The sequence below is a fragment of the Streptomyces sp. NPDC058195 genome (genome assembly GCF_042883525.1).
GTDB lineage: Bacteria > Actinomycetota > Actinomycetes > Streptomycetales > Streptomycetaceae > Streptomyces.
In genome coordinates this window covers 15,583-38,703 of the sequence record NZ_JBHVVM010000019.1, presented here as the reverse complement: position 1 = coordinate 38,703, position 23,121 = coordinate 15,583, and the positions used below count along the sequence as shown (strand labels likewise).

The 23,121-nt window shown below is 71.3% G+C and carries 22 protein-coding genes; 11 read left to right on the top strand and 11 right to left on the bottom strand.

What is annotated here, in order from left to right:
- The 7 genes from nadC to ACFVWY_RS23115 all read left to right on the top strand — a co-directional run bounded on the left by nadC (nt 1) and on the right by ACFVWY_RS23115 (nt 4,404).
- On the top strand, nt 1–1,053 hold the full coding sequence (nadC, locus tag ACFVWY_RS23145; RefSeq protein ID WP_389875505.1) for a carboxylating nicotinate-nucleotide diphosphorylase: 1,053 nt from the start codon (nt 1–3) through the stop codon (nt 1,051–1,053).
- Nucleotides 1,053–1,850 (top strand): type III pantothenate kinase, encoded by a 798-nt coding sequence (locus tag ACFVWY_RS23140; protein WP_389875503.1) that lies wholly within the window; start codon nt 1,053–1,055, stop codon nt 1,848–1,850. The genes nadC and ACFVWY_RS23140 overlap by 1 nt, the downstream gene beginning before the upstream one ends.
- A gap of 138 nt (nt 1,851–1,988) precedes the next feature.
- Nucleotides 1,989–2,549 carry a hypothetical protein gene (locus tag ACFVWY_RS23135; RefSeq protein WP_389875743.1) on the top strand — a complete coding sequence of 187 codons (561 nt, stop codon included), beginning with the start codon at nt 1,989–1,991 and terminating at the stop codon, nt 2,547–2,549.
- Between the two features lie 67 nt (nt 2,550–2,616).
- The gene (locus tag ACFVWY_RS23130; protein ID WP_389875500.1) at nt 2,617–2,799 is read left to right on the top strand and encodes a hypothetical protein; all 183 of its coding nucleotides are present in this window, start codon (nt 2,617–2,619) and stop codon (nt 2,797–2,799) included.
- 113 nt (nt 2,800–2,912) lie between these two features.
- On the top strand, nt 2,913–3,359 hold the full coding sequence (locus ACFVWY_RS23125) for a BlaI/MecI/CopY family transcriptional regulator (protein WP_389875498.1): 447 nt from the start codon (nt 2,913–2,915) through the stop codon (nt 3,357–3,359).
- Between the two features lie 9 nt (nt 3,360–3,368).
- Nucleotides 3,369–3,926, top strand: a complete 558-nt coding sequence (locus ACFVWY_RS23120; RefSeq protein ID WP_389875495.1) for an amino-acid N-acetyltransferase — start codon at nt 3,369–3,371, stop codon at nt 3,924–3,926.
- A 157-nt stretch (nt 3,927–4,083) separates the two neighbouring features.
- A complete protein-coding gene (locus ACFVWY_RS23115; RefSeq protein ID WP_389875492.1) occupies nt 4,084–4,404 on the top strand; it encodes an Lsr2 family protein in 321 nt (106 codons plus the stop codon).
- Here the strand turns inward: ACFVWY_RS23115 and ACFVWY_RS23110 are convergent.
- Nucleotides 4,383–4,988, bottom strand: a complete 606-nt coding sequence (locus ACFVWY_RS23110) for an SCO3374 family protein (RefSeq protein WP_389875489.1) — start codon at nt 4,986–4,988, stop codon at nt 4,383–4,385. The two genes, ACFVWY_RS23115 and ACFVWY_RS23110, sit on opposite strands and share 22 nt — an antisense overlap.
- Nucleotides 4,989–5,416: 428 nt before the next feature.
- Here ACFVWY_RS23110 and ACFVWY_RS23105 point away from each other — a divergent pair, with 428 nt between their 5' ends.
- Nucleotides 5,417–7,945, top strand: coding sequence for an ATP-dependent Clp protease ATP-binding subunit (locus ACFVWY_RS23105; protein WP_389875487.1), 2,529 nt, complete (start codon nt 5,417–5,419; stop codon nt 7,943–7,945).
- 97 nt (nt 7,946–8,042) lie between these two features.
- Here the strand turns inward: ACFVWY_RS23105 and ACFVWY_RS23100 are convergent, their stop codons facing one another.
- Together ACFVWY_RS23100 and ACFVWY_RS23095 are read right to left on the bottom strand one after the other, a co-directional pair.
- Nucleotides 8,043–11,249, bottom strand: a complete 3,207-nt coding sequence (locus ACFVWY_RS23100) for an NACHT domain-containing protein (protein ID WP_389875485.1) — start codon at nt 11,247–11,249, stop codon at nt 8,043–8,045.
- On the bottom strand, nt 11,246–11,608 hold the full coding sequence (locus ACFVWY_RS23095; protein ID WP_389875482.1) for a trypco2 family protein: 363 nt from the start codon (nt 11,606–11,608) through the stop codon (nt 11,246–11,248). Before ACFVWY_RS23095 ends, ACFVWY_RS23100 begins: the two co-directional genes overlap by 4 nt.
- Nucleotides 11,609–12,045: 437 nt before the next feature.
- On the opposite strand from ACFVWY_RS23095, the gene ACFVWY_RS23090 reads away from it, so the two are divergent.
- Nucleotides 12,046–12,768, top strand: a complete 723-nt coding sequence (locus tag ACFVWY_RS23090) for a M23 family metallopeptidase (protein WP_389875480.1) — start codon at nt 12,046–12,048, stop codon at nt 12,766–12,768.
- 36 nt (nt 12,769–12,804) lie between these two features.
- Here the strand turns inward: ACFVWY_RS23090 and ACFVWY_RS23085 are convergent, their stop codons facing one another.
- Nucleotides 12,805–13,392: a TetR/AcrR family transcriptional regulator gene (locus ACFVWY_RS23085; protein WP_389875477.1), complete on the bottom strand. Its 588-nt coding sequence runs from the start codon at nt 13,390–13,392 to the stop codon at nt 12,805–12,807.
- 142 nt (nt 13,393–13,534) lie between these two features.
- On the opposite strand from ACFVWY_RS23085, the gene ACFVWY_RS23080 reads away from it, so the two are divergent.
- Nucleotides 13,535–15,115, top strand: a complete 1,581-nt coding sequence (locus tag ACFVWY_RS23080) for an MDR family MFS transporter (RefSeq protein ID WP_389875474.1) — start codon at nt 13,535–13,537, stop codon at nt 15,113–15,115.
- A 314-nt stretch (nt 15,116–15,429) separates the two neighbouring features.
- On the opposite strand, the gene cseC is transcribed toward ACFVWY_RS23080, so the two are convergent.
- The 6 genes from cseC to ACFVWY_RS23050 all read right to left on the bottom strand — a co-directional run bounded on the left by cseC (nt 15,430) and on the right by ACFVWY_RS23050 (nt 20,832).
- Nucleotides 15,430–16,812, bottom strand: coding sequence for a two-component system sensor histidine kinase CseC (gene cseC, locus ACFVWY_RS23075; protein WP_389875472.1), 1,383 nt, complete (start codon nt 16,810–16,812; stop codon nt 15,430–15,432).
- Nucleotides 16,809–17,513 carry a two-component system response regulator CseB gene (cseB, locus tag ACFVWY_RS23070; RefSeq protein WP_389875469.1) on the bottom strand — a complete coding sequence of 235 codons (705 nt, stop codon included), beginning with the start codon at nt 17,511–17,513 and terminating at the stop codon, nt 16,809–16,811. The genes cseC and cseB overlap by 4 nt, the downstream gene beginning before the upstream one ends.
- Nucleotides 17,514–17,523: 10 nt before the next feature.
- Nucleotides 17,524–18,321, bottom strand: a complete 798-nt coding sequence (locus tag ACFVWY_RS23065) for a hypothetical protein (protein WP_389875467.1) — start codon at nt 18,319–18,321, stop codon at nt 17,524–17,526.
- The gene (locus ACFVWY_RS23060; protein ID WP_389875465.1) at nt 18,309–18,917 is read right to left on the bottom strand and encodes a SigE family RNA polymerase sigma factor; all 609 of its coding nucleotides are present in this window, start codon (nt 18,915–18,917) and stop codon (nt 18,309–18,311) included. Before ACFVWY_RS23060 ends, ACFVWY_RS23065 begins: the two co-directional genes overlap by 13 nt.
- A 210-nt stretch (nt 18,918–19,127) precedes the next feature.
- A complete protein-coding gene (locus ACFVWY_RS23055) occupies nt 19,128–20,030 on the bottom strand; it encodes an A/G-specific adenine glycosylase (protein WP_389875463.1) in 903 nt (300 codons plus the stop codon).
- Nucleotides 20,031–20,193: 163 nt separating this feature from the next.
- Nucleotides 20,194–20,832, bottom strand: coding sequence for a phosphatase PAP2 family protein (locus tag ACFVWY_RS23050; protein WP_389875460.1), 639 nt, complete (start codon nt 20,830–20,832; stop codon nt 20,194–20,196).
- Nucleotides 20,833–21,027: 195 nt separating this feature from the next.
- Here ACFVWY_RS23050 and ACFVWY_RS23045 point away from each other — a divergent pair, with 195 nt between their 5' ends.
- On the top strand, nt 21,028–21,855 hold the full coding sequence (locus ACFVWY_RS23045) for a hypothetical protein (RefSeq protein WP_389875458.1): 828 nt from the start codon (nt 21,028–21,030) through the stop codon (nt 21,853–21,855).
- Nucleotides 21,856–21,937: 82 nt separating this feature from the next.
- Here the strand turns inward: ACFVWY_RS23045 and disA are convergent, their stop codons facing one another.
- Complete coding sequence (disA, locus tag ACFVWY_RS23040) at nt 21,938–23,062, bottom strand: DNA integrity scanning diadenylate cyclase DisA (RefSeq protein ID WP_352275488.1); 1,125 nt, start codon at nt 23,060–23,062, stop codon at nt 21,938–21,940.
- Between the last annotated feature and the right edge of the window lie 59 nt (nt 23,063–23,121).

Genomic DNA, 23,121 nt, shown 5'->3' with positions numbered 1-23,121 from the left:
GTGAGCACGCCCGAAGAGAACCCGCGCCCCGAGCCCGTGGACGTACCGCTCATCCAGATCGGCGTGCCCGACCCGTCGGCGGGCGGCTGCGGGGACGGCTGCGGCTGCGGCGGGGACGAGTTCTACGAGGTCGACCCGCCGGAGTGCGGTCTCGACCCCGGCCTCGCCCAGCTGCTGGCCGAGGCCGGTCTGGACCCGGTCCAGGTCGAGGACGTCGCGCACGTCGCCATCGAGGAGGACCTGGACGGCGGGCTGGACGTCACCACCGTCGCCACGGTTCCCGAGGACGCCATGGCCACCGGCGACTTCACCGCCCGCGAGGACGGTGTGGTGGCCGGGCTGCGCGTCGCGGAGGCGGTGCTGTCCATCGTCTGCGCCGAGGAGTTCGCGGTCGAGCGCCACGTCGAGGACGGCGACCGGGTCGCCGCCGGCCAGAAGCTGCTGACCGTCACCACCCGCACCCGCGACCTGCTCACCGGCGAGCGCAGCGCGCTCAACCTGCTGTGCCGCCTCTCCGGCATCGCGACCGCCACCCGTGCCTGGGCCGACGCCCTCGACGGTACGAAGGCCAAGGTCCGCGACACCCGCAAGACCACCCCGGGCCTGCGCGCCATGGAGAAGTACGCGGTGCGCTGCGGCGGCGGCGTCAACCACCGGATGTCGCTCTCGGACGCGGCCCTGGTCAAGGACAACCACGTCATCGCGGCCGGTGGGGTGGCCGAGGCGTTCAAGCGGGTGCGGGACACGTTCCCGGACGTCCCGATCGAGGTCGAGGTCGACACCCTCCAGCAGGTCCGCGAGGTGCTCGACGCGGGTGCCGACCTGATCCTGCTGGACAACTTCACCCCGCTCCAGACGGCCGAGGCGGTCGCGCTGACCGACGGCCGCGCGGTTCTGGAGTCCTCCGGCCGCCTCTCCCTCGACACGGCCCGCGCCTACGCCGAGGCGGGCGTCGACTACCTGGCCGTCGGCGCGCTCACCCACTCCTCGCCGATCCTCGACATCGGCCTGGACTTCCGCGACACCGCCGACACCGACGGGGCCGACGTCTGATGCTGCTCACCATCGACGTCGGCAACACCCACACCGTCCTCGGTCTGTTCGACGGCGAGGAGATCGTCGAGCACTGGCGGATCTCCACCGACTCCCGGCGCACCGCCGACGAGCTGGCCGTGCTGCTCCAGGGCCTGATGGGGATGCACCCGCTGCTCGGCATGGAGCTGGGCGACGGCATCGAGGGCATCGCGATCTGCTCCACGGTCCCGGCCGTCCTGCACGAGCTGCGCGAGGTGACCCGCCGCTACTACGGCGACGTTCCCGCCGTGCTCGTCGAGCCGGGCATCAAGACCGGGGTGCCGATCCTGATGGACAACCCGAAGGAGGTCGGCACGGACCGCATCATCAACGCGGCCGCCGCCGCCGACCTGTACGGCGGTCCGGCCATCGTCGTGGACTTCGGCACGGCCACCACCTTCGACGCGGTCTCCGCCCGGGGCGAGTACACCGGCGGTGTCATCGCCCCCGGCATCGAGATCTCGGTCGAGGCGCTCGGCGTCAGGGGCGCCCAGCTCCGCAAGATCGAGCTGGCCCGGCCGCGCAGCGTGATCGGCAAGAACACGGTCGAGGCGATGCAGTCGGGCATCATCTACGGCTTCGCCGGTCAGGTCGACGGTGTCGTCACCCGGATGAAGAAGGAGCTGGCGGACGACCCCGACGACGTCACCGTCATCGCGACGGGCGGCCTTGCTCCGATGGTGTTGGGCGAGTCCTCCGTCATCGACGAGCACGAGCCCTGGCTCACCCTGATCGGCCTGCGTCTGGTGTACGAGCGGAACGCGTCCCGGCTGTAGCGGACAGGCGGCGTACCTGCGGGAACGGCTTGTGGGACGCGGGTCCGCCGCCGCGCCGCCGATGTCCAGTTAAGCGGATTTTGTCCCTTTAGCACGTATGGTCGCGTCATGCCCACGCCTTACGGATCACGCGGCGGCATGGCGTTCAGCGCGGACGAGCTGCGGGTGCTCCGACGTGCTCTCGCCACCGCCCTCCACCCCACGCCCCTGCCGGACGAGGACGTCCGGGACTGCCTGCGGCTGGCCGGTGCCGTGGACGAGGCGGCCGGGGAGGCGGGACGGCTGCGCGCGTTCCTCCTCGCCGACCTCGCCCGGTACCGCGACGCCCTCCCCGGCTCCGCCGGTGGCTACCTGGAGCTCCTCCAGGACGCCTTGGCGGGCGGGTACGACCCCCGCCCCGAGGACCTCGCCGCGCTGCAGGGGCTGCGCCGCCGTCCGGTGGCCGCCTCGCTCCTGGTGCGCTGCCAGGTGCTCGCGGAGCGTTCGGTGCGGGCCCGCCTCGCCGCACGCGCCCCCGCGCCGCGCAGCCGGCTCCTGGCGCTGCCGGGCGGCCGGGCCGCCGAGGCCGAACCCGAACGGCCCAAGGCCCCGGAGACCCCCGGGCGTCCGCCCGCCCGGCCCGCGCCGAAGCCCTCGGAGGTCTTCCCGCCCCGCCGCCGCCCGGTGCCCCCGCCGCAGCAGCAGCGCGTCGCCGGATGACGCGGGGGGCGCGGGAAACCAGAGGGGCGGCGCAGCCGTCCGGACCGGCCTCGCTACTCTGGACGACATGGACTACGTATCCGCGCTCCTGCCCCCCGTGGTGATGGCCGCCTTCTTCATCGGCCTCGTCGTGACGATCGTCAAGAGCCAGGGCGGTCCCAACAAGGCCAAGGAGGACGCGGCCGTGGACCTGGCGTTCGGCCGCGCCGCGTCGGTCCAGCAGCAGACCTCGCGGGCCGACGACGCCTGATCCGGGTCCGCACCCCGCAGCACACGAAGGGCGCACGGCTCATCCGGAGCCGTGCGCCCTTTTGCTGCGCAAATAAACCGGGCATTTGCCTCATCTGCCACTAAAGTGGCGTTGTGCCCCGTCAATTGGGAGATCTGGAAGACGCCGTGATGACACGGGTCTGGCAATGGAACCGTCCGGTCACCGTGCGGGAAGTCCTTGAGGACCTCCAGCAGGAACGCTCCATCGCCTACACCACCGTCATGACGGTAATGGACAATCTCCATCAGAAGGGCTGGGTGCGCCGGGAAGTGGACGGCCGCGCATATAGATATACGGCGGTGTCCACGCGTGCCGCCTACTCGGCCGCGCTGATGAACGAAGCGTGGTCGCGCAGTGACAACCCCGCCGCCGCTCTTGTCGCGTTCTTCGGGATGATGTCCGCCGAGCAGCGCGAGGCACTCAGGGACGCCATGCGGATCGTTCAGCCCGACCGCTCCGGCGGCGCGGCCCCGGACGAACCGGCCGGAGAAGCGGCCGGAGAACCAGCCGATGGGGCGGCGCCGGACGCCGGGCGATAGCGTCGGGGTATGTCCTCAGACCTTCCGCCCGCCGAATCCCGTACCGCGCCGTCGGCCAAAAAGACGGCCATCACAGTCCGACGTGCCAGGACCAGCGATGTGGCATCGGTCCGGGGTCTCCTCGACGGGTACGTACGCGAAGGCATCCTGCTCGACAAAGCGACCGTGACGCTTTACGAGGACATCCAGGAGTTCTGGATCGCGGAACGCGACGAGGACGGCCGTGTGGTCGGCTGCGGCGCACTGCACGTGATGTGGGAAGACCTCGCCGAAGTGCGTACTCTCGCCGTCGACCACGGCATCAGGGGCAGCGGAGTCGGCCATCAGGTGCTGCACAAGTTGTTGCAGACCGCACGCTGGCTGGGCGTGCGACGGGTTTTCTGCCTCACCTTCGAAGTGGACTTCTTCGCGAAGCACGGCTTCGTCGAGATCGGGGAGACGCCGGTCGACGGAGATGTCTACAGTGAGCTGCTGCGTTCCTATGACGAGGGCGTAGCGGAGTTCCTGGGGCTCGAACGAGTGAAGCCGAACACCTTGGGCAACAGCCGGATGCTTCTGCATCTGTGACCGACATCTGCGACCGCCTCAAGAACGCGGAGCCCTATGTCCGAATCGCGTACGTTTCCCGTCTTCCCGCGATCCTGAACCTCTCCCGGGGGTTTGTGTTTTCCGGGGAAAAGCGGTTTCCTTTCCGCGTACTGCATTTTCGATGAAAGGGAATCCAGTGGCACAGAAGGTTCAGGTCCTTCTTGTCGATGACCTCGACGGTGGCGAGGCGGACGAGACGGTCACGTTCGCTCTCGATGGCAAGACGTACGAGATTGACCTCACCACGGGCAACGCGGACAAGCTCCGTGGTCTTCTTGAGCCGTACACCAAGAGTGGCCGGCGCACCGGCGGTCGTGGTAAGGGCCGCGCCGTTACCGGTGGCAACAAGGACACCGCCGAGATCCGTAAGTGGGCCCGCGAGAACGGCCACAATGTGAATGACCGCGGCCGTGTTCCCGCGGAGATCCGCGAGGCTTACCGGAAGGCCAACGGCTGAGCCGTCGGCCCAGCCGCCGATGGTCCTGTTCGGGTATGCGTCAATCGGGCCCGGTGGCATTCCGTCGCCACCGCGTCCACCAGCCGTACGAGATCGGGAGCGCTCCCGCCCCTGCTCCCGAGGCCGGTGAGGGCCGGGAGCGCCGCACCTTCCTCATGCCGTGGTCCGGGGGGCCGCAGCCATGTGGCGGCCCCCGGCGGGCCCGTGGTCCGTCCGGGCGGCACCGGTGCGGTGATCCGGCCGCCCGTGCCGATGGCGGTCAGGGAGAGGGGGACGCCCCGCCACTCCAGCCAGTCGAGCAGGCCGGGCAGCTCCTCGGCGCTCCCCGCCGCGACCAGCAGGCTCATCCGCGCCCCCGACAGCGCCACGGGCCCGGTGCGGTCCAGTCGCCGCAGCGCCGCGTGACCGGCGGCCGCGGGGACCTGGAGCACGTCGAACCCCAGCCCGGTCAGCAGCCGCACCGGAGCGGTTCCCGCCGTCGCCCAGCCGAGCTCGCGTTCGTACCACTGCGCCCAGCGGGCGCCCTCGCCGCCTTCCCGCTCGCTGTCGGTGGACGGCATGGAGGACGGGACGGTGATGACCATGCCGGATGAACGTCCCGGGCATCCGCCGGGTTACGCAGGGTCGGCGAACGGGGACTCTCCGTGTTCGCGAGGGGAGCGCAGGGGCGCATTCGGGAGCGGCCATGTGTTCGCCCGTAGCGGAGGGAACCGGCGTGCGCCGCATGGACTGTCTGTAATTGCGGGTAAGACATCCCTAGTGGGGAGGGGCGACACGCGGGTTCGGGCATCTCCCGTTCGCCATCGGCGTACTGGCGAAAGGCGTATCTGCCTGGCCTGCGGGAACATCGTCTCGCACCATCGGGTTGGAGAAGTTGTCAGCGTTCGGGGCAGGAGGCCAAGGACGGTGTCGGCAGTTGGAATGAGCGGTCCCCGCTTGCGGGACTAAGCTGCGGAAGGACAGGGAGGGGACCGACCCCTAACTGCCTGACCGCTCTGAGGAGCGATTAACGATGTTCGAGAGGTTCACCGACCGCGCGCGGCGGGTTGTCGTCCTGGCTCAGGAAGAAGCCCGGATGCTCAACCACAACTACATCGGCACCGAGCACATCCTCCTGGGCCTTATCCACGAGGGTGAGGGTGTCGCCGCTAAGGCCCTGGAGAGCCTCGGGATTTCGCTCGAGGCGGTCCGCCAGCAGGTGGAGGAGATCATCGGCCAGGGCCAGCAGGCCCCGTCCGGGCACATCCCCTTCACGCCCCGGGCCAAGAAGGTCCTGGAGCTGTCGCTCCGCGAGGCACTTCAGCTCGGCCACAACTACATCGGCACCGAGCACATCCTGCTCGGCCTGATCCGCGAGGGCGAGGGCGTCGCCGCCCAGGTCCTCGTGAAGCTGGGCGCCGACCTGAACCGGGTGCGGCAGCAGGTCATCCAGCTGCTCTCCGGGTACTCGGGCAGCAAGGAGGCGGCGACCGCGGGCGGCCCCGCGGAAGGCACCCCCTCCACGTCGCTGGTGCTCGACCAGTTCGGCCGCAATCTCACCCAGGCGGCCCGCGAATCCAAGCTCGACCCGGTCATCGGGCGCGAGAAGGAGATCGAGCGGGTCATGCAGGTGCTGTCCCGCCGCACCAAGAACAACCCGGTCCTCATCGGCGAGCCCGGTGTCGGCAAGACCGCGGTCGTCGAGGGTCTGGCACAGGCCATCGTCAAGGGCGAGGTGCCCGAGACCCTCAAGGACAAGCACCTCTACACCCTCGACCTCGGCGCGCTGGTCGCCGGCTCCCGCTACCGCGGTGACTTCGAGGAGCGCCTGAAGAAGGTCCTCAAGGAGATCCGCACCCGCGGCGACATCATCCTGTTCATCGACGAGCTCCACACCCTGGTGGGTGCGGGTGCCGCCGAGGGCGCGATCGACGCCGCCAGCATCCTGAAGCCGATGCTGGCCCGCGGTGAGCTCCAGACCATCGGTGCCACCACGCTCGACGAGTACCGCAAGCACCTGGAGAAGGACGCCGCGCTGGAGCGCCGCTTCCAGCCCATCCAGGTCGCCGAGCCGTCGCTGCCGCACACCATTGAGATCCTCAAGGGTCTGCGCGACCGCTACGAGGCCCACCACCGCGTCTCCATCACGGACGAGGCGCTGGTCCAGGCCGCGACGCTGGCCGACCGCTACATCTCCGACCGCTTCCTGCCGGACAAGGCGATCGACCTGATCGACGAGGCCGGTTCCCGGATGCGCATCCGCCGGATGACCGCGCCGCCGGACCTCCGCGAGTTCGACGAGAAGATCGCCGGCGTCCGCCGCGACAAGGAGTCCGCGATCGACTCGCAGGACTTCGAGAAGGCCGCTTCCCTCCGTGACAAGGAGAAGCAGCTCCTCGCCGCGAAGACCAAGCGCGAGAAGGAGTGGAAGGCCGGCGACATGGACGTCGTGGCCGAGGTCGACGGCGAGCTGATCGCCGAGGTCCTCGCCACCGCCACGGGCATCCCGGTCTTCAAGCTCACGGAGGAGGAGTCCTCCCGCCTGCTCCGCATGGAGGACGAGCTGCACAAGCGCGTCATCGGGCAGAAGGACGCCATCAAGGCCCTCTCGCAGGCGATCCGCCGTACGCGGGCCGGTCTGAAGGACCCGAAGCGCCCCGGTGGGTCGTTCATCTTCGCCGGTCCGTCCGGTGTCGGTAAGACCGAGCTGTCCAAGACGCTCGCCGAATTCCTCTTCGGTGACGAGGACGCGCTGATTTCCCTCGACATGTCGGAGTTCAGCGAGAAGCACACGGTTTCCCGTCTCTTCGGTTCGCCCCCCGGCTACGTGGGGTACGAAGAGGGCGGTCAGCTCACCGAGAAGGTGCGCCGCAAGCCGTTCTCCGTCGTCCTCTTCGACGAGGTCGAGAAGGCCCACCCCGATATCTTCAATTCCCTGCTCCAGATTCTGGAGGACGGTCGTCTGACCGACTCCCAGGGCCGGGTCGTGGACTTCAAGAACACGGTCATCATCATGACGACCAACCTCGGTACGCGGGACATCTCCAAGGGCTTCAACCTGGGCTTCGCCGCCCAGGGTGACGTCAAGACCGGCTACGAGCGGATGAAGAACAAGGTCAACGAAGAGCTGAAGCAGCACTTCCGGCCCGAGTTCCTCAACCGTGTCGACGACACGGTCGTCTTCCACCAGCTCAGCCAGGAAGACATCATCCAGATCGTCGACCTGATGATCGCGAAGGTGGACGAGCGCCTGAGGGACCGCGACATGGGCATCGAGCTCAGCGCGGAGGCCAAGACGCTCCTCGCCAAGAAGGGCTACGACCCCGTGATGGGCGCCCGGCCGCTGCGCCGGACGATCCAGCGCGAGATCGAGGACATCCTCTCGGAGAAGATCCTCTTCGGCGAGCTGCGCCCCGGTCACATCGTGGTCGTCGGCACCGAGGGCGAGGGTGACGAGAAGAAGTTCACCTTCCGCGGCGAGGAGAAGTCGGCGCTGCCCGACGTCCCGCCGATCGAGCAGGCCGCGGGCGGCGCGGGTCCGAACATGTCGAAGGACGTGTGAGGCCGCCGCTGAGCGCCTGAGCGGAAGCGAGCAGGGGCCCGGACCCCGGACCGTACACACGGTCCGGGGTCCGGGCCTTTCCGGGTGCGTGGCGGGGTCAGGCCACGGTGACCGTGCAGCCGGGCAGTGCCTGGAGCGCGGAGAGGTCGGCGCCGTCGGCGCGGCTGGGCAGGGCGATCAGCAACTGCTTCAGCGCGGGGAAGACCCGGGGGATCTCCTCCATCCCGAGGGTGTCGGCGGCCGGGCCGAGCTCCAGGCTCTCCAGGGAGGGCACGGGCTGTTCCGCCGCGAATTCGGTGACGGACGACAGGCGCAGGGCGAGGTGGGCCACCTGCGGGGCCCGCCGGAGGGCGGCGAGCAGGGGACGGACCGGGGTGGGGGACCGCAGTTCCAGACGGCGCAGGTTCGTCCAGCCGTCGAGCGAGTCGATCTCCAGCGTGGCCGCCTCCTCGATGCTCAGCAGGCTCAGCCGGGGGTGGACCGGGAGCTGGGAGAGCTGTCCGGCGGTCAGGTGGTTCAGCCGGAGGGAGCGCAGTTCCCGTGACGCCGTGGCGGCCAGCACCGTGCCGGGGATGCGGCTCATGTCGAGGTCGACCGAGCCCAGCGAGGGAAGTGCGGCGAGCGCCCCGAGGTCCCGTACGGCGGGGCATCCGCTCAGCGACACGGATTCGAGTGCGGCGCAGTCCGCCAGGAACGCGAGGTCGGTCAGACCGGGGTTCTGCTGGAAAACCAGCAGGGTCCAGGAACCTCCGCGCAGGGAGGCGTGCAGGGCGGCGGCGGGGTGGTCTCCCACGATCATCAGGATCCTGGCGGAGGGCAGGTGGCGCAGGGCTGCCAGCTTCTCCGGGGTGGTGAGCATCAGGGGCGGGCTGTCGAAGGTGGAGAGGACCTCCCTCGCGTAGGCGCCTATCGGGTACTCGTCCCAGTTGACGGTGAAGACGGGTTCGAGTTCCGGGTGGGCGAGGGCCCAGCGGCGGGCGTGGGGGAGGGCTTCCGCCCCGCCGATCTCGTTGATCAGGTCGATGAGCAGCCGGAGCTCCTCGTCGTCGGTCACCTGGGCCGGGTCCGGCAGGTGGGCCAGCGCGGCCGGGCCGAGCCGGGCGAGCACTCTGACGGTCTTGTATCCCTTCGGCGGGAAGAGCGCCGCGACGGCGGCGTGGACCCTTTCCCGGGTCGGTTCGTCGAGCCAGGTGGCGTGCTGGGCGCAGAGGGCGGCGAGGACCGCGATCTCTTCCCGGGTGACGGTGTCGGCCGGGCTGAGGGCGGCGAGGACCGCGGTCTCGCCCCGGGTGACGGTGTCGGCCGGGTCGCGGACGCAGTAGTCGAGCAGCCCGTTGACCAGGACGGGGTGGTCCCGGCGGTCGCAGTGACCGGCGGCGAGCAGGATGACGTCGTACCAGTGCTGGGAACCGGCGCGGCTGAGGAGTTCGTGCAGCTGGTCGCCCTCGACGAACTCCTTCGCCGCGAGGAAGTCCTGGAAGGTGCGGTGGGCGAACTGGTAGGTGTCCTCGGCGCGCTCCTGGAGGACCCCGCTGCGGTTGAGCAGGTGGTTCAGGATCATCCCCGAGGAGCCCTGGGAGCGCAGCCGTTCCATTCCGGGCAGGGCGCGTTCCAGCTGGCGGAGGGCGGAGGCGCGGCTCAGCTCCGACTGGCCGCCCCGGACCAGCCAGACCGCGATGCGCTGGAGGAGCTGGGCCTGCTCCGCCGCGCTCATCGTGATGCCCTCGGGGGCGTCGATCCTGCGCTGTCTGTCGCGGTCGCCGAGCAGCATGGTGAGGGCCGAGTCGTACAGACTCCAGCGGGTTTCCGGCAGGAGGCCCTGGCGGCGTCGGTGCAGGGCGCAGATCACGGCGCAGAGCAGCGGGGTGCGGGCGAGGTCGCGCAGGGTGTGGTTCTGGGTGAACCGCTGGATCAGGTCCCTCTCCAGCATGCCGAGCGTCTCGTGGTCGTCGTCGTCGAGCCGGGCGGCCCGGTGCCAGGCGGCGACGAAGGCCTCGATGTCCCGGTCGCCCATCGGCAGCAGCCGCAGTTCCTCGAAGTCCTGGGCGTCCAGCCAGCCCGGCTCGACGGCGAGCGGGCGCACCGTGACCACACAGCGGACGTCCGGGTAGCGGTCCAGGAACCGGGAGAGCCACTGGTGGGCCTGTTCGCGGTCGTCTCCCGGCACCTCGTCCAGGCCGTCGACCAGCAGCAGGCCCCGGCCGGACTCCAGCACCCGGCCCACCCAGCCCTCGGGCGCCCGGTCGACCACCAGCCGGGCGGCGTCGGGCAGCTGGGCGGGGGAGGGGAAGGTGCCGCCCTCGGCGCGCAGGGTGCGCAGCGGTACGACGAACGGGACCAGCCCGTTGAGCGGGGCCAGCTCCGGGCTCAGGGTGCGGGACGCGGCGTGGGCGGCCAGCCACCACAGCAGGGTGGTCTTGCCCGCACCCGCGTCGCCGCGCAGCAGGACCCGGGGGCGGCCGGGCAGCAGGGTGTCGATCCGCCGGGGCGAGCCGGGGGCGGGCCCGGCGCCGGGGTGCCGCTGGGCCTCCAGGCTCAGGTACGCGGTGTCCAGGTCCCATTCGGAGTCGCGTCGGCCCAGCTCGTCGAGGCCGAAGATCTTCGTACGGCGGTACGCGGCCCCGAGCGCCGCCGCGTAGTCCTCCTCGTACCGGGCGTCCTGGGGGAAGTGGCCGTGCACCGGTTCGTGGCGCAGGGGCGTGCCGGTCTGCTCGTAGACCAGCCGGAACGGTTTCGAGGCGAGCAGCGGGGCGAGCGGGACGCACTCCACGCGTCGGCCCTCGCGCTGGTGGGGGAGCTGCCGGGCGATGCCGATGAGGACGTTCCCGGCGAAGACGGGGCCGCCGGACAGGCCGCGCAGTGGCTGGTCCCGTGTGTCGTTCACCGGGGGAGGGCCGTCCAGTTCGCAGACCAGCAGTCCGCGGGGCTGTCCGGCCGTCGGCAGGGCGGTGGCCGTGTACTGGTCGGACTCCAGATGCCGCTCGGGGCCGTACCGCTGGACGCCGGGGTAGCCGGTGATCTCGCAGCCGGGGACCGCGTGCCCGGTGTGCAGGGTGCCCAGCCGAGCCGGGAGGACCGGGAGGACCGGTCCGGCGGTGAGGAGGAGGGCGGCGTCGAGGTCGTGGTCGACCCAGGCGACCGTCGCCTGGGTGCTCCCGGACAGCCGGGGGTGGGCGACCGTGGCGTGGCCGCCGCCGCGGACGACATGGGCGCACGTCAGCACGAGGTGGTCGGTGAGCAGGGCGCCGCTGCCCTGGATGCCTCCGCCGCCGAGGACGACGACCGTGCGCGAGGCGAGGCTCACGGCCGGGGCGTCCCGCCGCCGAAGTGGGCCGTGCTGCCCGGGTCGTCGTTGCCGATCCGCCAGGCTCCGCCGGTCGCGGCGTCGCGCGGTGTCAGCGTGAAGGCGACCCGGTGGGTGCGGCCGGTGGTGCGGGAGGCGTCGGCGCCCGCCTCGACCACCCAGGCCTTGACCTTGCCGCCGCCCTTGACCTCCTTGCGGAGTTCGAGGGTGAACTCCATCTGGATGTCGCCGACCTCGAAGGCCAGCGGGCGCCCGGTGGCACGGCTCGCGGCGTCGATGAGCTGGTTGCGGATGGACTCGACGGCATCGGCGAGCTCGATCCCGTCCATGTCGCTGGTGCCTGCGTCATTACTGGCCATGGCCGGTGTCCCCCCGGAGTGAGCTGGTCCGCTCACCCTAAGGGCTGTCCGGTAGTCCCTGGCTGACGCCGCACGCCCGCCAGGGATTACCGGACAGCCCTCAGTCAGGGAGCGGGCCGAAGGTCCCGGGAAGGACGCGCTTTCGGCCCGGCGGCGGTGACAAGGCGCACAGGCCGCCGGAGACCTACGACGGACGTTAGGAGAGCGGGGGCGGTTGATCGCGGCCCGTCCCGAAGCGGCGCCCCGGCGGGGTCCGGTCGCGGTCAGCGCGGGTCCGGCCGCGGCTCGGGCGGCGTCCGGCAGGGCGAATTCCCGAGGAGCCGAATACGGCTTTTGTTCGTAGATGGGGTATTTGAACCCTGGCCGGGGTGCGGGTTACCAAGGGATGGCCAGCCCGGCCGACGCCGGGTCCAGTCATCTACGGAGGTTCTCCGCATATGTCGAAGCGCGTTTCGTTCCAGCACTCCCGTCGCCCGTCCCTGTCCCGTGTCCGCGGCGCCGTGATGGCCGCCGGTCTCGGTACGTCGATGGTTCTCGGCGCGGGCGCTGCGTTCGCGGCCAGCTCGACGGGTGCCCCCGGCAGCGCGGACCATCTGACCGGCGCCGGTGCGGCCCGGTCGATCGCTGAGCAGGCTTCCGTCCAGAGCAAGATCGCCGCCAAGAAGGCGGTGGCGGCCAAGAAGGCGGCCGCGACGAAGAAGGCCGCTCTGAAGGCGAAGAAGGCCGCCCTGAAGAAGACCCACGGCTGGTCCGCCCCGGTGAACCGCTACGAGCTGAGCGCGAGCTTCGGCAACGACGGCAGCCGCTGGGCCCACAAGCACTCCGGCCAGGACTTCGCCGTTCCGGTCGGTACGAAGGTCAAGGCCGCGCACAACGGCGTCGTCGTGAAGGCGGGCCCGAACGGCGGTGGCGACGGCCCCGCGTACGGCAACGCCGTCGTGATCAAGCACTCCAACGGCACGTACTCCCAGTACGCCCACCTGTCGAAGATCGACGTGCGGATCGGCGAGAGCGTGCGGACCGGTGACCGGATCGCGTCCTCCGGCAACACCGGCAACTCCAGCGGCCCGCACCTGCACTTCGAGATCCGGCACACCGCCGACTACGGCTCCGCGGTCAACCCGGTCCACTTCCTGAACCGCGAGGGCGTGCGCGTCTGACCCGTCGCGGCGGGCGCGTCCCGGACGGGCGGCGGATCACTCCCCGGTCTGCGGGGCGGTGTGCGCCTGAGTGATCAGATCGATGGCGACCTCCAGGACGGCCTTGCGCTTCTCCTCGGGGTCGCCTTCGGCGTCCTTGAGGGCGAACATCCCCGCGTGCGAGGCGACGAGCGCGGTGAAGCAGCGCACCTGGTCGATCAGTGAGGCGTCCGGCTCCTGGAGCAGCCCCATCAGGGCGATCACGCGCTCCTTGATGGTCACCCCGATGCTGAGGTCCCTTACGGCCGCCTGGTTCTCCTGCATGAAGCGGAAGAGGGGGGCGGCGGAGACCAGCGCCTCGCTGTAGCGGTGGAGGATCTCCTTCTTCGTCTCCAGCGTGCGCGGCTGCTCCTGGCCCCAGGCGACCAGCTCCTCGACCGGCCGGTTCAGGTCCTCGAAGATGCTGACCAGGATGTCTTCCTTGGTCTTGAAGTGGTAGTACAGCGCCGCCTTGGTGACGTCCAGCCGCTCGGCGATCTCGCGGAGCGAGGTCTTCTCGTAGCCCTGCTCGGCGAAGAGTTCCAGGGCGACGTCCTGAATGCGCTGGCGCGTGTTGCCACGGCGCTGCTGCGGTGTGCGGCCCATGAGAGCTCTCCTCAAAACTTACTTGACGCCCGGCTAGTTACGGGTCTACCTTCCCCAGTGTAGTTACTAGCCGGGCGGCAAGTAAGTCCCCGGCTCACACCGGGGAACGGGCCCGTACGGCGGGACCAGGGGAGTGGGGACCATGACCGATCTGAAGAAAGCCGCAGGCGGGGGAGGGAAGCCGGTCGTCGCCGACCCGCCGGCCGTACAGCCCGCGGCACAGCAGCGCAGCGTCCGGGTGGTGATGCTCGCACTGATGATCACGATGCTGCTCGCCATGCTGGACAACCTGATCGTCGGTACGGCCATGCCGACCATCGTCGGTGACCTCGGCGGCCTGGAGCACCTGTCCTGGGTCGTCACCGCGTACACCCTGGCCACTGCCGCCTCCACCCCCATCTGGGGCAAGCTCGGCGACATGTACGGGCGCAAGGGCATCTTCCTCACGTCCATAGTGATCTTCCTGATCGGCTCGGTGCTGAGCGGCATGGCCCAGGACATGGGCCAGCTGATCGGCTTCCGGGCGGTTCAGGGGCTCGGCGCGGGCGGTCTGATGGTCGGCGTCATGGCGATCATCGGCGATCTGGTGCCGCCCCGCGAGCGCGGCAAGTACCAGGGCATGATGGCCGGGGTCATGGCGGTCGCCATGATCGGCGGACCGCTGGTCGGCGGCACCATCACCGACCACCTCGGCTGGCGCTGGAGCTTCTACATCAACCTGCCGCTGGGCGCGGTCGCCCTCGCCATGGTCACCGTCGTACTGCACCTGCCCAAGCGCCAGGGCGCCAAGGGCCGGATCGACTACCTCGGTGCCGCGCTGCTCACCCTCGGCATCACCGCGATCGTGCTGGTCACCACCTGGGGCGGTACGGAGTACGCCTGGACCTCCGCCATGATCATGGAGCTCGCCGCGATCGGCGTCGTCTCGCTCGTCGGCTTCGTGTTCGTCGAGACGAAGGCGTCGGAGCCGATCATCCCGCTGCACATCTTCCGCAACCGCAACTTCACCCTGATGTCCGTGATCGGCTTCATGTCGGGCTTCGTGATGTTCGGCGCGGTGCTCTTCCTGCCGCTGTACCAGCAGTCCGTCCAGGGCGCCTCGGCCACCAACTCGGGCATGCTGCTCCTGCCGATGCTGCTGTCGATGATGGTCGTCTCGCTCGTCGCCGGACGGGTCACCACCAGCACCGGCAGGTACAAGATCTTCCCGGTCCTGGGCTCCGTGCTGATGGTGAGCGGCCTCTACCTGCTGTCCCGGATGGACGTCGGCACCACACGGCTCACCTCCGGCCTCTACATGGCGGTGCTCGGTGCGGGCATGGGCTTCCTGATGCAGATCACCATGCTCGTCGCGCAGAACAGCGTGGAACTGAAGGACATGGGAGCCGCCTCGTCCTCGACCACCCTCTTCCGCACGCTCGGCAGCTCCTTCGGCGTCGCGATCATGGGCGCGCTGTTCACCGGGCGGGTGCAGGACGAGATGGCGGCCCGCGGCGGCGGGGCGGCCACCGCGAGGTCCGCGCAGCTGGACGCGGCGAGCCTGGCGAAGCTGCCGGACGCGGCGCGTGAGGCGTACCAGTTCGCGGTGGCCTCCGGTACGCACATCGCCTTCCTGGTGGGCGCCTCGGTCGCGGTGATCGCGCTGGTGTCCTCGGTCTTCGTCAAGGAAGTGCCGCTGCGCGGGGCGGGCCCGGCGCCCAAGCCGGTCGCCGAGGCCGTCTGAGCCCGGCGTACGGACGGAGCGCGCGTACGGGCGCTCCGTCCGTACGCGCGCGGGGCCGGACGACGGACCGGGGCGACGATGTCCGGAGCTCCGTCCGGGCGGGTGCGGGCATTCCGGCCCTTGGGGCGCCGTCCGCGCGGGTACGGGCGCGGGGCTCACGGAGCCCACGGCGCGTGCGACGCGGCAGGCGCCGCCCGCGCGGGTACGGGCGCGGGAACGCGGTGCGCGGGCACGGAACGTTCGTACGGATCAACGGAACGGAAGGCTCCCGGGCGACGCGCCCCGGGAGCCTCCCGTCATGTCCGGCACCTGGCTCAGCGCCGTCTGCGCCCCGGCGCCGCCCCCGCTTCGTCGCCGTCGCCAGCCTCCGCGGCCCGCTGCTCCGCCACCGCGAGGACCGGGAAGCTGCCGGTGTTGGTCGGGGCGTGCTCGGGCAGCCACAGCACCGCGATCGCCCCGCCCCCGCCCGGCGCCGCCCCTTCCGGCCCCGCGTTGCGGAAGGTCAGCCGGGCCCCGAGCACCCGCGCCTGACCCGCGGCGATGGTCAGCCCGAGGCCGTGCCCGTGTCCCGCCCGGTCGCTGCTGCCGGTACGGAACCGGCTCGGCCCCTCACGCAGCAGGTCCGGGGGGAACCCCGGACCGTGGTCGCGGATGCGGACCACCCGGCCCTCGACCGTGACCTCTACCGGGGTGGCGCCGTGCTTGGCGGCGTTGCCCAGCAGGTTCCCCAGAATGCGTTCCAGCCGCCGCGGATCGGTGCTGACGTGCGACTCGTGCACCACCCGCACCGTCACGTCCGGGTCCAGCAGCCCGATGCGCCGGCTGACGAACTCGCCCAGCGCCAGTTCCTGGAGCTCGGCCCGCTCCGACGCGCTGTCCAGCCGGGCCACCTCCAGCACGTCCTCCACGAGCGTCCGCATCGCCTGCGCCCGGTCCCGCACCAGCTCGGTCGGGCGGCCCGGAGGCAGCAGCTCGGCCGCCGTGAGCAGCCCGGTCACCGGCGTACGCAGCTCGTGCGCGATGTCCGCGGTGACCCGGCGCTCCGCCTCGATCCGCGCGTTCAGCGCGTCCGTCAGCGCGTCCACCGCACCGGCCAGCTCGTCCGTCTCGTCCCGGACGACCCCGCCGACCGCCTCACGGACGCGCACCTCCGTGTTGCCCTGCGCGACCCGGCCCGCCGCGGTCGCCGCCTTGCGCAGCCGACGCGACAGCTGCCCGCCGATGAGCACGCCCAGCGCACAGCCGCCGAACACCACCGAGACCGAACCGATGATCAGCGCCCGGTCCAGATCGGCCATGATCGTGGAGCTGCGCCCGGCGAACCGGGTGTGCAGCGACAGCACGTCGCCGTGGCCGACCGGCACCGCCGCCCACACATCGGGCACCCCCTTGTCGGTCTCCTCGACATGGGTGGCCCGCCGGTTCTTCGCGGTCTCCGCGCGCAGGCTGCGCGGCATCGTCGGATCGTTGAGCTTGGCGCCGAAACGGGGGTCGGCCTTCTTCGTCTTCGTCGCCTCGTACAGCAGCTGCGCGTACGTCAGCCGCTCCAGCTGGACCTCGCGGGCGTTCTCCAGCATCGAGACCCGGGCCGCGTTGTGGACGACGAAGCTGAGCGCGACCGCCGTCAGTGCCCCGACCGCGGCGATCGCGATGCTGATCTTCCAGCGGACTCCCGTCCGCAGGGCGGGCCGCTTCACGGGCGCAGTTTGTAGCCGAAGCCGCGGACCGTCTCGATCCGGTCCTGGCCGATCTTGGTGCGCAGCCGTTGTACATGGACGTCCACGACCCGGGTGTCACCGCCCCATCCGTAGTCCCAGACCCGCTCCAGGAGCTTGTCGCGCGAGAGCACCGTGCCCGGCGCCGCGGAGAACTCCAGCAGCAGCCGCATCTCGGTCGGGGTCAGCGCCACCCGCTCGCCGCCCCGGTGCACCGCCATGCCCTCGGTGTCGACCTCCAGGTCACCGAAGACCAGCACCCCGTCCACGTCCTCGGCCTCCGGCTCCGCGCCGCCCGCCTGCCCGCCCGAGGCGTGACCGAAGCGGCGCAGCACGGCGCGGATACGGGCCACCAGCACCGCCCCGTCGAACGGTTTGGTGACGTAGTCGTCCGCACCGGCCTCCAGGCCGAGCACCACGTCGATCGAGTCGGCGCGGGCCGACAGCATGATCACGGGCACCGTCGACTCGTCGCGGATGCGGCGGCAGAGGCTGACCCCGTCGAGCCCCGGCACCATCACGTCGAGCAGGGCGATGTCGGGGCGGTCGGCCCGGAAGGCCTCCAGGCCCGAGAGGCCGTCGGGCATCGCGGTGACCGCGAAGCCGTCGCGCTCCAGCGCCAGCTGGGTGGCCTCGCGGATGACGTCGTCGTCCTCGACGAACAGGACGTGGGTCTCGGCCATCGGAATGCTCTCAGTTCTCCGCCGGTTCGGCGTCCGTCCCCGGAAGGGCGGCGCCGCCGCTGCCGACGGCTCGGTTGAAGTCGTTGTGCACCCGGTCGTGCTCACCGAACCGGCTGCCCGACCAGCGGTAGGTGATCACTTCCTCGCCGGAGGGGTACGCGACGGAGTCCTTCTTCTCGTACACCTGGGTCGTCACCACCAGATCCCCGCGGTCGATCGTCCCGTAGACGGCGGGCTGCTCGATGGCGAAGACGTTCCGGTACGCGTCATTGCCCTCCCGCCGGTACACGTACGTACCCACCCCCACGGAGTCGGCGCAGGTCATCACGTTCACCACGACATCGGCCGCCGGACCGCCGGTCAGCGTGCCGTACGAGGTGTCCACCGGGTAGTCGGACCCGGCGCAGGGCTTCAGGTCCGTCCGGACCCGCTCGCTGACCTTGGGGTCGCGCTTGAGCAGGGCCACGGGGTCGACCCGGGGGGCGGGCCGGGCGGAGGCGGACGGGTCGTCGCTGGGGGTGACCTGGGCGACGGGCTGGGTACCGGCCGGGCCCTCGTCCCGGGTGCCGGTGCCGCCGGTGGAGCAGCTCACGGAGAACAGCCCGAGGGCGGCGAGCCCGACCAGGGTCGTGGCACTCGCCGCCCGGCCGGTCAGGCGCCGGCCCCGCTGGACGGCGGCCGCGTGGCCACCGCCGTCCCCTTCACCGCCGTGGCCTCTGCCACCGGTACTGTCGCACGCGCCGCCGCGGCCTCTGCCACGGTCACCGCCGCGCTCACCGCCGTCGCCGCTGGCTGTCAGGCCGCGCAACGCTCCCGCCCCCGTTCGTCCGTATGCCTGCCCACCCGCGCCCGCGCCGGTACGCGGCCGGTCGGCCGCTGCCGCTCCTCGGCGATCCGGGCCTCCCGGCTCGCCGCCTCGCGGCTCTCCAGCTCCTGGCGCAGCCGTGCCAGCGCACGGTGCAGCGTGCTCTTCACCGTACCGGCCGACATGCCGAGCGCGGCGGCGGTCTCCTCCGTACTCATCTGCTCCCAGTGTCGCAGGACGACGACGCTGCGCTGTTTGGGAGCCAGCACGCCCAGCACGTCCATCAGCAGGGCACGGTCGGCGCGCTGCTCGGTGCCGTCCTCGACGCTGGCGTCGGGCAGCTGCTCGGTGGGGACCTCGTCCAGCTTGCGGGCCCGCCACCACTCGGTACGGGTGTTGATCATGACGCGGCGGAGGTAGGCGTCGGCCAGGGACTTGTCGGCGATCCCGTCCCAGCGGCCGTACGTACGGGCCAGGGCGGTCTGGAGCAGGTCCTGCGCGTCCACCGGGTCGGGGACCAGCCGTCGTGCGCTGCGCAGCAGCGCGTCATGCCGAGTGCGTACGTAGTCCTCGAATGCGAGCACCTCGCCCTGCGCCATTTCCAACCGCCTCCGTCCCCGTGGATCCCCGTAGTGCCGCCGCCAGCCGTTCTTCGGTCGGGCTGACGGGGAAGACGCTACGGAGCTGTTGTCACGAGGCTGTGCGGAGCAGCCATACGCCGACGCACGGCTGTCCATCGGTTGTGTAACAGCGAAGGGGAGTGAGGAGGTGCGTACGAGGGCCCGTACGGGGGTGTGTACGGAGTGCGGTCAGGTGAGGGGAAGCCGGTACTGCCCGCCGGGCAGCGGTTCGACCAGGCCGTCGGCGACCAGGCCGTCCAGGGCGCGGGCCCGTTGCACGGGCTCGTCCCACACCACGTCCAGCGCCGACTGCGGCACCGGTGTCACCGCCTCGCGCAGCACGGCGAGCAGCCGGCCGCGGACCTGCCGGTCGGTGCCCGCGTACGTCTGGCCGCGCCGCGGCGGGCCCTGGTGGGCCGGCTTCCCGGCCAGCCGCCAGGCGCACTGCTGGGCGATCGGGCAGCGGGTGCAGTCCTCGTTCTTCGCGGTGCAGACCAGGGCGCCCAGCTCCATCGTGGCGGCGGCCCAGCGGGCGGCCCGCTCGTCCTCCTCGGGGAGCAGCGCGCGGGCCAGCCTGCGCTCGGCGGCGGTCGTCGCGTTCGGCGGGTACTGAATGCCGGTCGCGGCCCGTGCGAAGACCCGGCGGACGTTCGTGTCGAGCACGGCGTGCCGCTGCCCGTACGCGAACGAGGCCACCGCCGCCGCGGTGTACTCGCCGATGCCGGGGAGCGCGAGGAGCTGGCCGTGCTCGCTCGGTACGTCGCCGCCGTGGCGCTCCGTTATGGCCTGCGCGGCACCGTGCAGGCGCAGGGCCCGGCGGGGGTAGCCGAGCCTGCCCCAGGCGCGGACCGCCTCGCCGGGCGGCTCGGCGGCCAGGTCCGCGGGGCGCGGCCAGCGCTCCAGCCACTGCTCGTACACCGGGAGGACCCGGCTCACGGGGGTCTGCTGGAGCATGAACTCGCTCACCATCACACCCCAGGCGCCCGCTTCGGGGCGGCGCCAGGGCAGATCGCGGGCGTGCTGGTCGAACCATCCGATCACGGGGGAGTGGAGGGACGTGGGGGGCGTCTGTGTCGCAGTCGTGGCAGTCATCGCCCCTCGATCCTGGCACGGAAGAACGGGCGACGGTTCCGCGTGCGGAGGTGTCGCTCCTCCGGGGGGCCCTTGGGGTGACAACGCCACCCGTCCGAGACCCGCCGGGTCCGGCAACCGGCCCAAGAGGGGCCGGAGCCCGTACACCCCCGCTCCACCGGCCTCAGCCGTGCCGGCGCCGGGAACGACGGGGAGCCGCGCCCGGTCCGCAGGCCCAGGCCGCCACCGGCGCCCCGCTGCTCCGTACCGTCCGGGCCAGCGACTGCGCGGGGCGGCGCAGCGCGAAGACGACCAGGGCCGACACCAGGGCGCCCAGGAGCAGGCCGACCGCCACGTCGTGCGGGTAGTGCACGCCGACGAAGACCCGGGAGAAGGCCATCAGCAGCGCCATCGGCACGGTCAGCCAGGCCAGCGCGGGCCGGACGAGCGCCACGGCGACCGCCGCCGCGCCCGCGATCGCGGAGTGGTTGCTGGGGAAGGACCAGTCGCCGTACGGCGGGCAGGTCACCAGCGAGGCCGCGGCCCCGGCGACCGCCCGGCACGGGCGTTCCTCGGTCACCGCCGTCTTGAGCACTTCGCTGACCACGTAGCCGAAGGCCGTCGCCACCGGTGCCAGCACCGCCAGCGCCAGGGCGCGGTCGTCGCGGTTGCGGGCCCGCCACCACCCGGTGACGAACAGGAGGCCGAAGACCAGGAGCCCCAGCTCCGTCCATATCTCGGCCAGATGGTGCACCCATGACGGCATGTCATGCGCGAAGTCGGTGATGTCCCGGTAGAGCGGGGCGGTAACTGAACTATCCATGTGACAGAGGGTAGTGAATGAAATCTGAAGTTCATTCAGGAGCCGACCTTCGTTCAACTGGACGGCGGCGCAGGGCTGGAGCGGAGGGCCAAAGAGGCCCGGAACGGGCCTTCCGGGATGATGATCCGTAAAACTTGGCGTCCTGGATGGCGGGTGGGGCGGGAGTCGGCGCCGATCTCTCGTAGAGTTCGGGTCGTGGGATCTCTGCGTAATCCGATCGGTCCGCTTCCCTCCAGCATCTACTGGCGACGGAGGGCCGTAGCGGTGTCGCTCGCCGCGCTGATCGCGGTGCTGGTCGTCTGGGCCGTGACCTCGGGCGGGGGCAAGAGCGCCAAGAGCGATGCCCGGCCCGGCGGTCCGGGCCCCGCGAGCGAGATCACCCCGGGCCCCGGGGGCACCGGCCCGGCCATCACCCAGCAGCCCGGCGGACGCGACGAGCCGGACGACTCCGGCGGCGACGGCGGCGCCACGGGCGCGGGCTCCGGCGACGCGGGCTCCGGCAGCGGCAGCACGGACGCCGGGGGCGGCACGCAGACCGAGGCCGGGGACACGGGCGGCTCCGGTTCGGGTTCCGGCTCCGGCGGTACGGCGGGCCAGCAGGTCCCGGCCTCCTCCCCGCTTCCCGACTGCACCCCCGAGGCGCTCCGGATCAGCCTGAGCACGCAGAACAGCTACGCCCCCGGGCAGAAGCCGGAGTTCCGGCTGGCCGTCAGGAACACCTCGGCCGCCACCTGCAAGGCCGACCTCGGGCCGAGGAGCGCGGTGCTCACCGTCACCGAGGCCGGAGGCGACGACAGCCAGGTCTGGTCCTCCAAGGACTGCCCGCGCGCCGCGGCGCCCCTGCTGCTGAAGGTCCCGGCGGGCGGGACCGTCGTCCACGCCGTGGAGTGGGACCGCCACAAGAGCTCCCCGCGCTGCGCGACGCCCCCGGCGGGAACGGCGGGGCCCGGTACGTACCTGGTCGAGGCGAAGGCGCCGGGCGAGCCGGTGCAGCGCGCCTCCTTCGTCCTCGCGAAGGACTGAGCTCCGGCGTACGCCGGACATGCGGAAGGGGCCCGGGAAACCGGGCCCCTTCCGCATGCCGTGTCCCGCGCGGGGAAGACGGCTACACGTACCGTTCGAGGATCGACGACTCGGCCAGCCGGGACAGTCCCTCACGCACGCTGCGCGCCCGTGCCTCGCCGACCCCGTCCACCGTCTGGAGATCGTCCACGCTGGCGGCGAGCAGCTTCTGCAGACCGCCGAAGTGCTCCACCAGCCGGTCGATGATCGCGCCCGGCAGCCGCGGCACCTTCGCCAGCAGCCGGAAGCCGCGCGGCGAGACCGCCGAATCCAGCGTCTCGGGCGAGCCGCTGTAGCCCAGCGCCCGTGCCACGACCGGCAGTTCGAGCAGCTCGGTGTGGGAGAGCGCGTCCAGCTCGGTCAGCGCCTCGGCGACCGTACGGGAGCGCTTCGCGGTCGGCTCCGGCACGTAGTCGCGCACGACCAGCTCGCGCTCCGGCTCGACGCCCGCGATCAGCTCGTCGAGCTGGAGCGAGAGAAGACGGCCGTCGGTGCCCAGCTCGACCACGTACTCCGCGATCTCGGTCGCGATCCGGCGGACCATCTCCAGCCGCTGGGAGACCGCCGTCACGTCCCGGACCGTCACCAGGTCCTCGATCTCCAGCGCGGAGAGCGTGCCCGCGACCTCGTCCAGCCGGAGCTTGTACCGCTCCAGGGTGGCGAGGGCCTGGTTGGCGCGGGAGAGGATCGCGCCGGACTCCTCCAGGACCCGGCGCTCCCCGTCCACGTACAGCGCGATCAGGCGCATCGACTGGGAGACCGAGACGACCGGGAAATTGCACTGCTTGGAGACCCGGTCCGCGGTGCGGTGGCGGGTGCCGGTCTCCTCGGTGGGGATGGAGGCGTCCGGCACCAGCTGCACGCCCGCGCGCAGGATCTTGGTCATGTCCTTGTCGAGGATCAGCGCGCCGTCCAGCTTGGCCAGCTCGCGCAGGCGGGTCGCGGTGAACTCCACGTCCAGCACGAATCCGCCGGTGCACATCGACTCGACGGTCTTGTCCATGCCGAGCACGATCAGTCCGCCGGTGTTGCCGCGAAGAACGCGTTCCAGCCCGTCCCGCAGCGCCATTCCGGGCGCCACGGCGCTCAGCGAGGCGCGCATCAGCGCCTCGTTACCGGTGCCTTGGCCGGACTTTCCGGGCGATGCTGCCCGGTCGTTGGCTGCCACTGCACTCCTCCGGTCACAGGTTCGCGGTGCCCTTACGTCCCTCGTGCTGTTCGCACGGA

Bases quoted from the DNA above. Each gene is read 5' to 3' on its own strand.
- ACFVWY_RS23140 (WP_389875503.1), top strand. From the start codon at position 1,053: ATGCTGCTCACCATCGACGTCGGCAACACCCACACCGTCCTCGGTCTG.
- ACFVWY_RS23135 (WP_389875743.1), top strand. From the start codon at position 1,989: ATGGCGTTCAGCGCGGACGAGCTGCGGGTGCTCCGACGTGCTCTCGCC.
- ACFVWY_RS23130 (WP_389875500.1), top strand. From the start codon at position 2,617: ATGGACTACGTATCCGCGCTCCTGCCCCCCGTGGTGATGGCCGCCTTC.
- ACFVWY_RS23120 (WP_389875495.1), top strand. From the start codon at position 3,369: ATGTCCTCAGACCTTCCGCCCGCCGAATCCCGTACCGCGCCGTCGGCC.
- ACFVWY_RS23110 (WP_389875489.1), bottom strand. From the start codon at position 4,988: ATGGTCATCACCGTCCCGTCCTCCATGCCGTCCACCGACAGCGAGCGG.
- ACFVWY_RS23105 (WP_389875487.1), top strand. From the start codon at position 5,417: ATGTTCGAGAGGTTCACCGACCGCGCGCGGCGGGTTGTCGTCCTGGCT.
- ACFVWY_RS23095 (WP_389875482.1), bottom strand. From the start codon at position 11,608: ATGGCCAGTAATGACGCAGGCACCAGCGACATGGACGGGATCGAGCTC.
- ACFVWY_RS23090 (WP_389875480.1), top strand. From the start codon at position 12,046: ATGTCGAAGCGCGTTTCGTTCCAGCACTCCCGTCGCCCGTCCCTGTCC.
- ACFVWY_RS23085 (WP_389875477.1), bottom strand. From the start codon at position 13,392: ATGGGCCGCACACCGCAGCAGCGCCGTGGCAACACGCGCCAGCGCATT.
- ACFVWY_RS23080 (WP_389875474.1), top strand. From the start codon at position 13,535: ATGACCGATCTGAAGAAAGCCGCAGGCGGGGGAGGGAAGCCGGTCGTC.
- cseB (WP_389875469.1), bottom strand. From the start codon at position 17,513: ATGGCCGAGACCCACGTCCTGTTCGTCGAGGACGACGACGTCATCCGC.
- ACFVWY_RS23060 (WP_389875465.1), bottom strand. From the start codon at position 18,917: ATGGCGCAGGGCGAGGTGCTCGCATTCGAGGACTACGTACGCACTCGG.
- ACFVWY_RS23055 (WP_389875463.1), bottom strand. From the start codon at position 20,030: ATGACTGCCACGACTGCGACACAGACGCCCCCCACGTCCCTCCACTCC.
- ACFVWY_RS23050 (WP_389875460.1), bottom strand. From the start codon at position 20,832: ATGGATAGTTCAGTTACCGCCCCGCTCTACCGGGACATCACCGACTTC.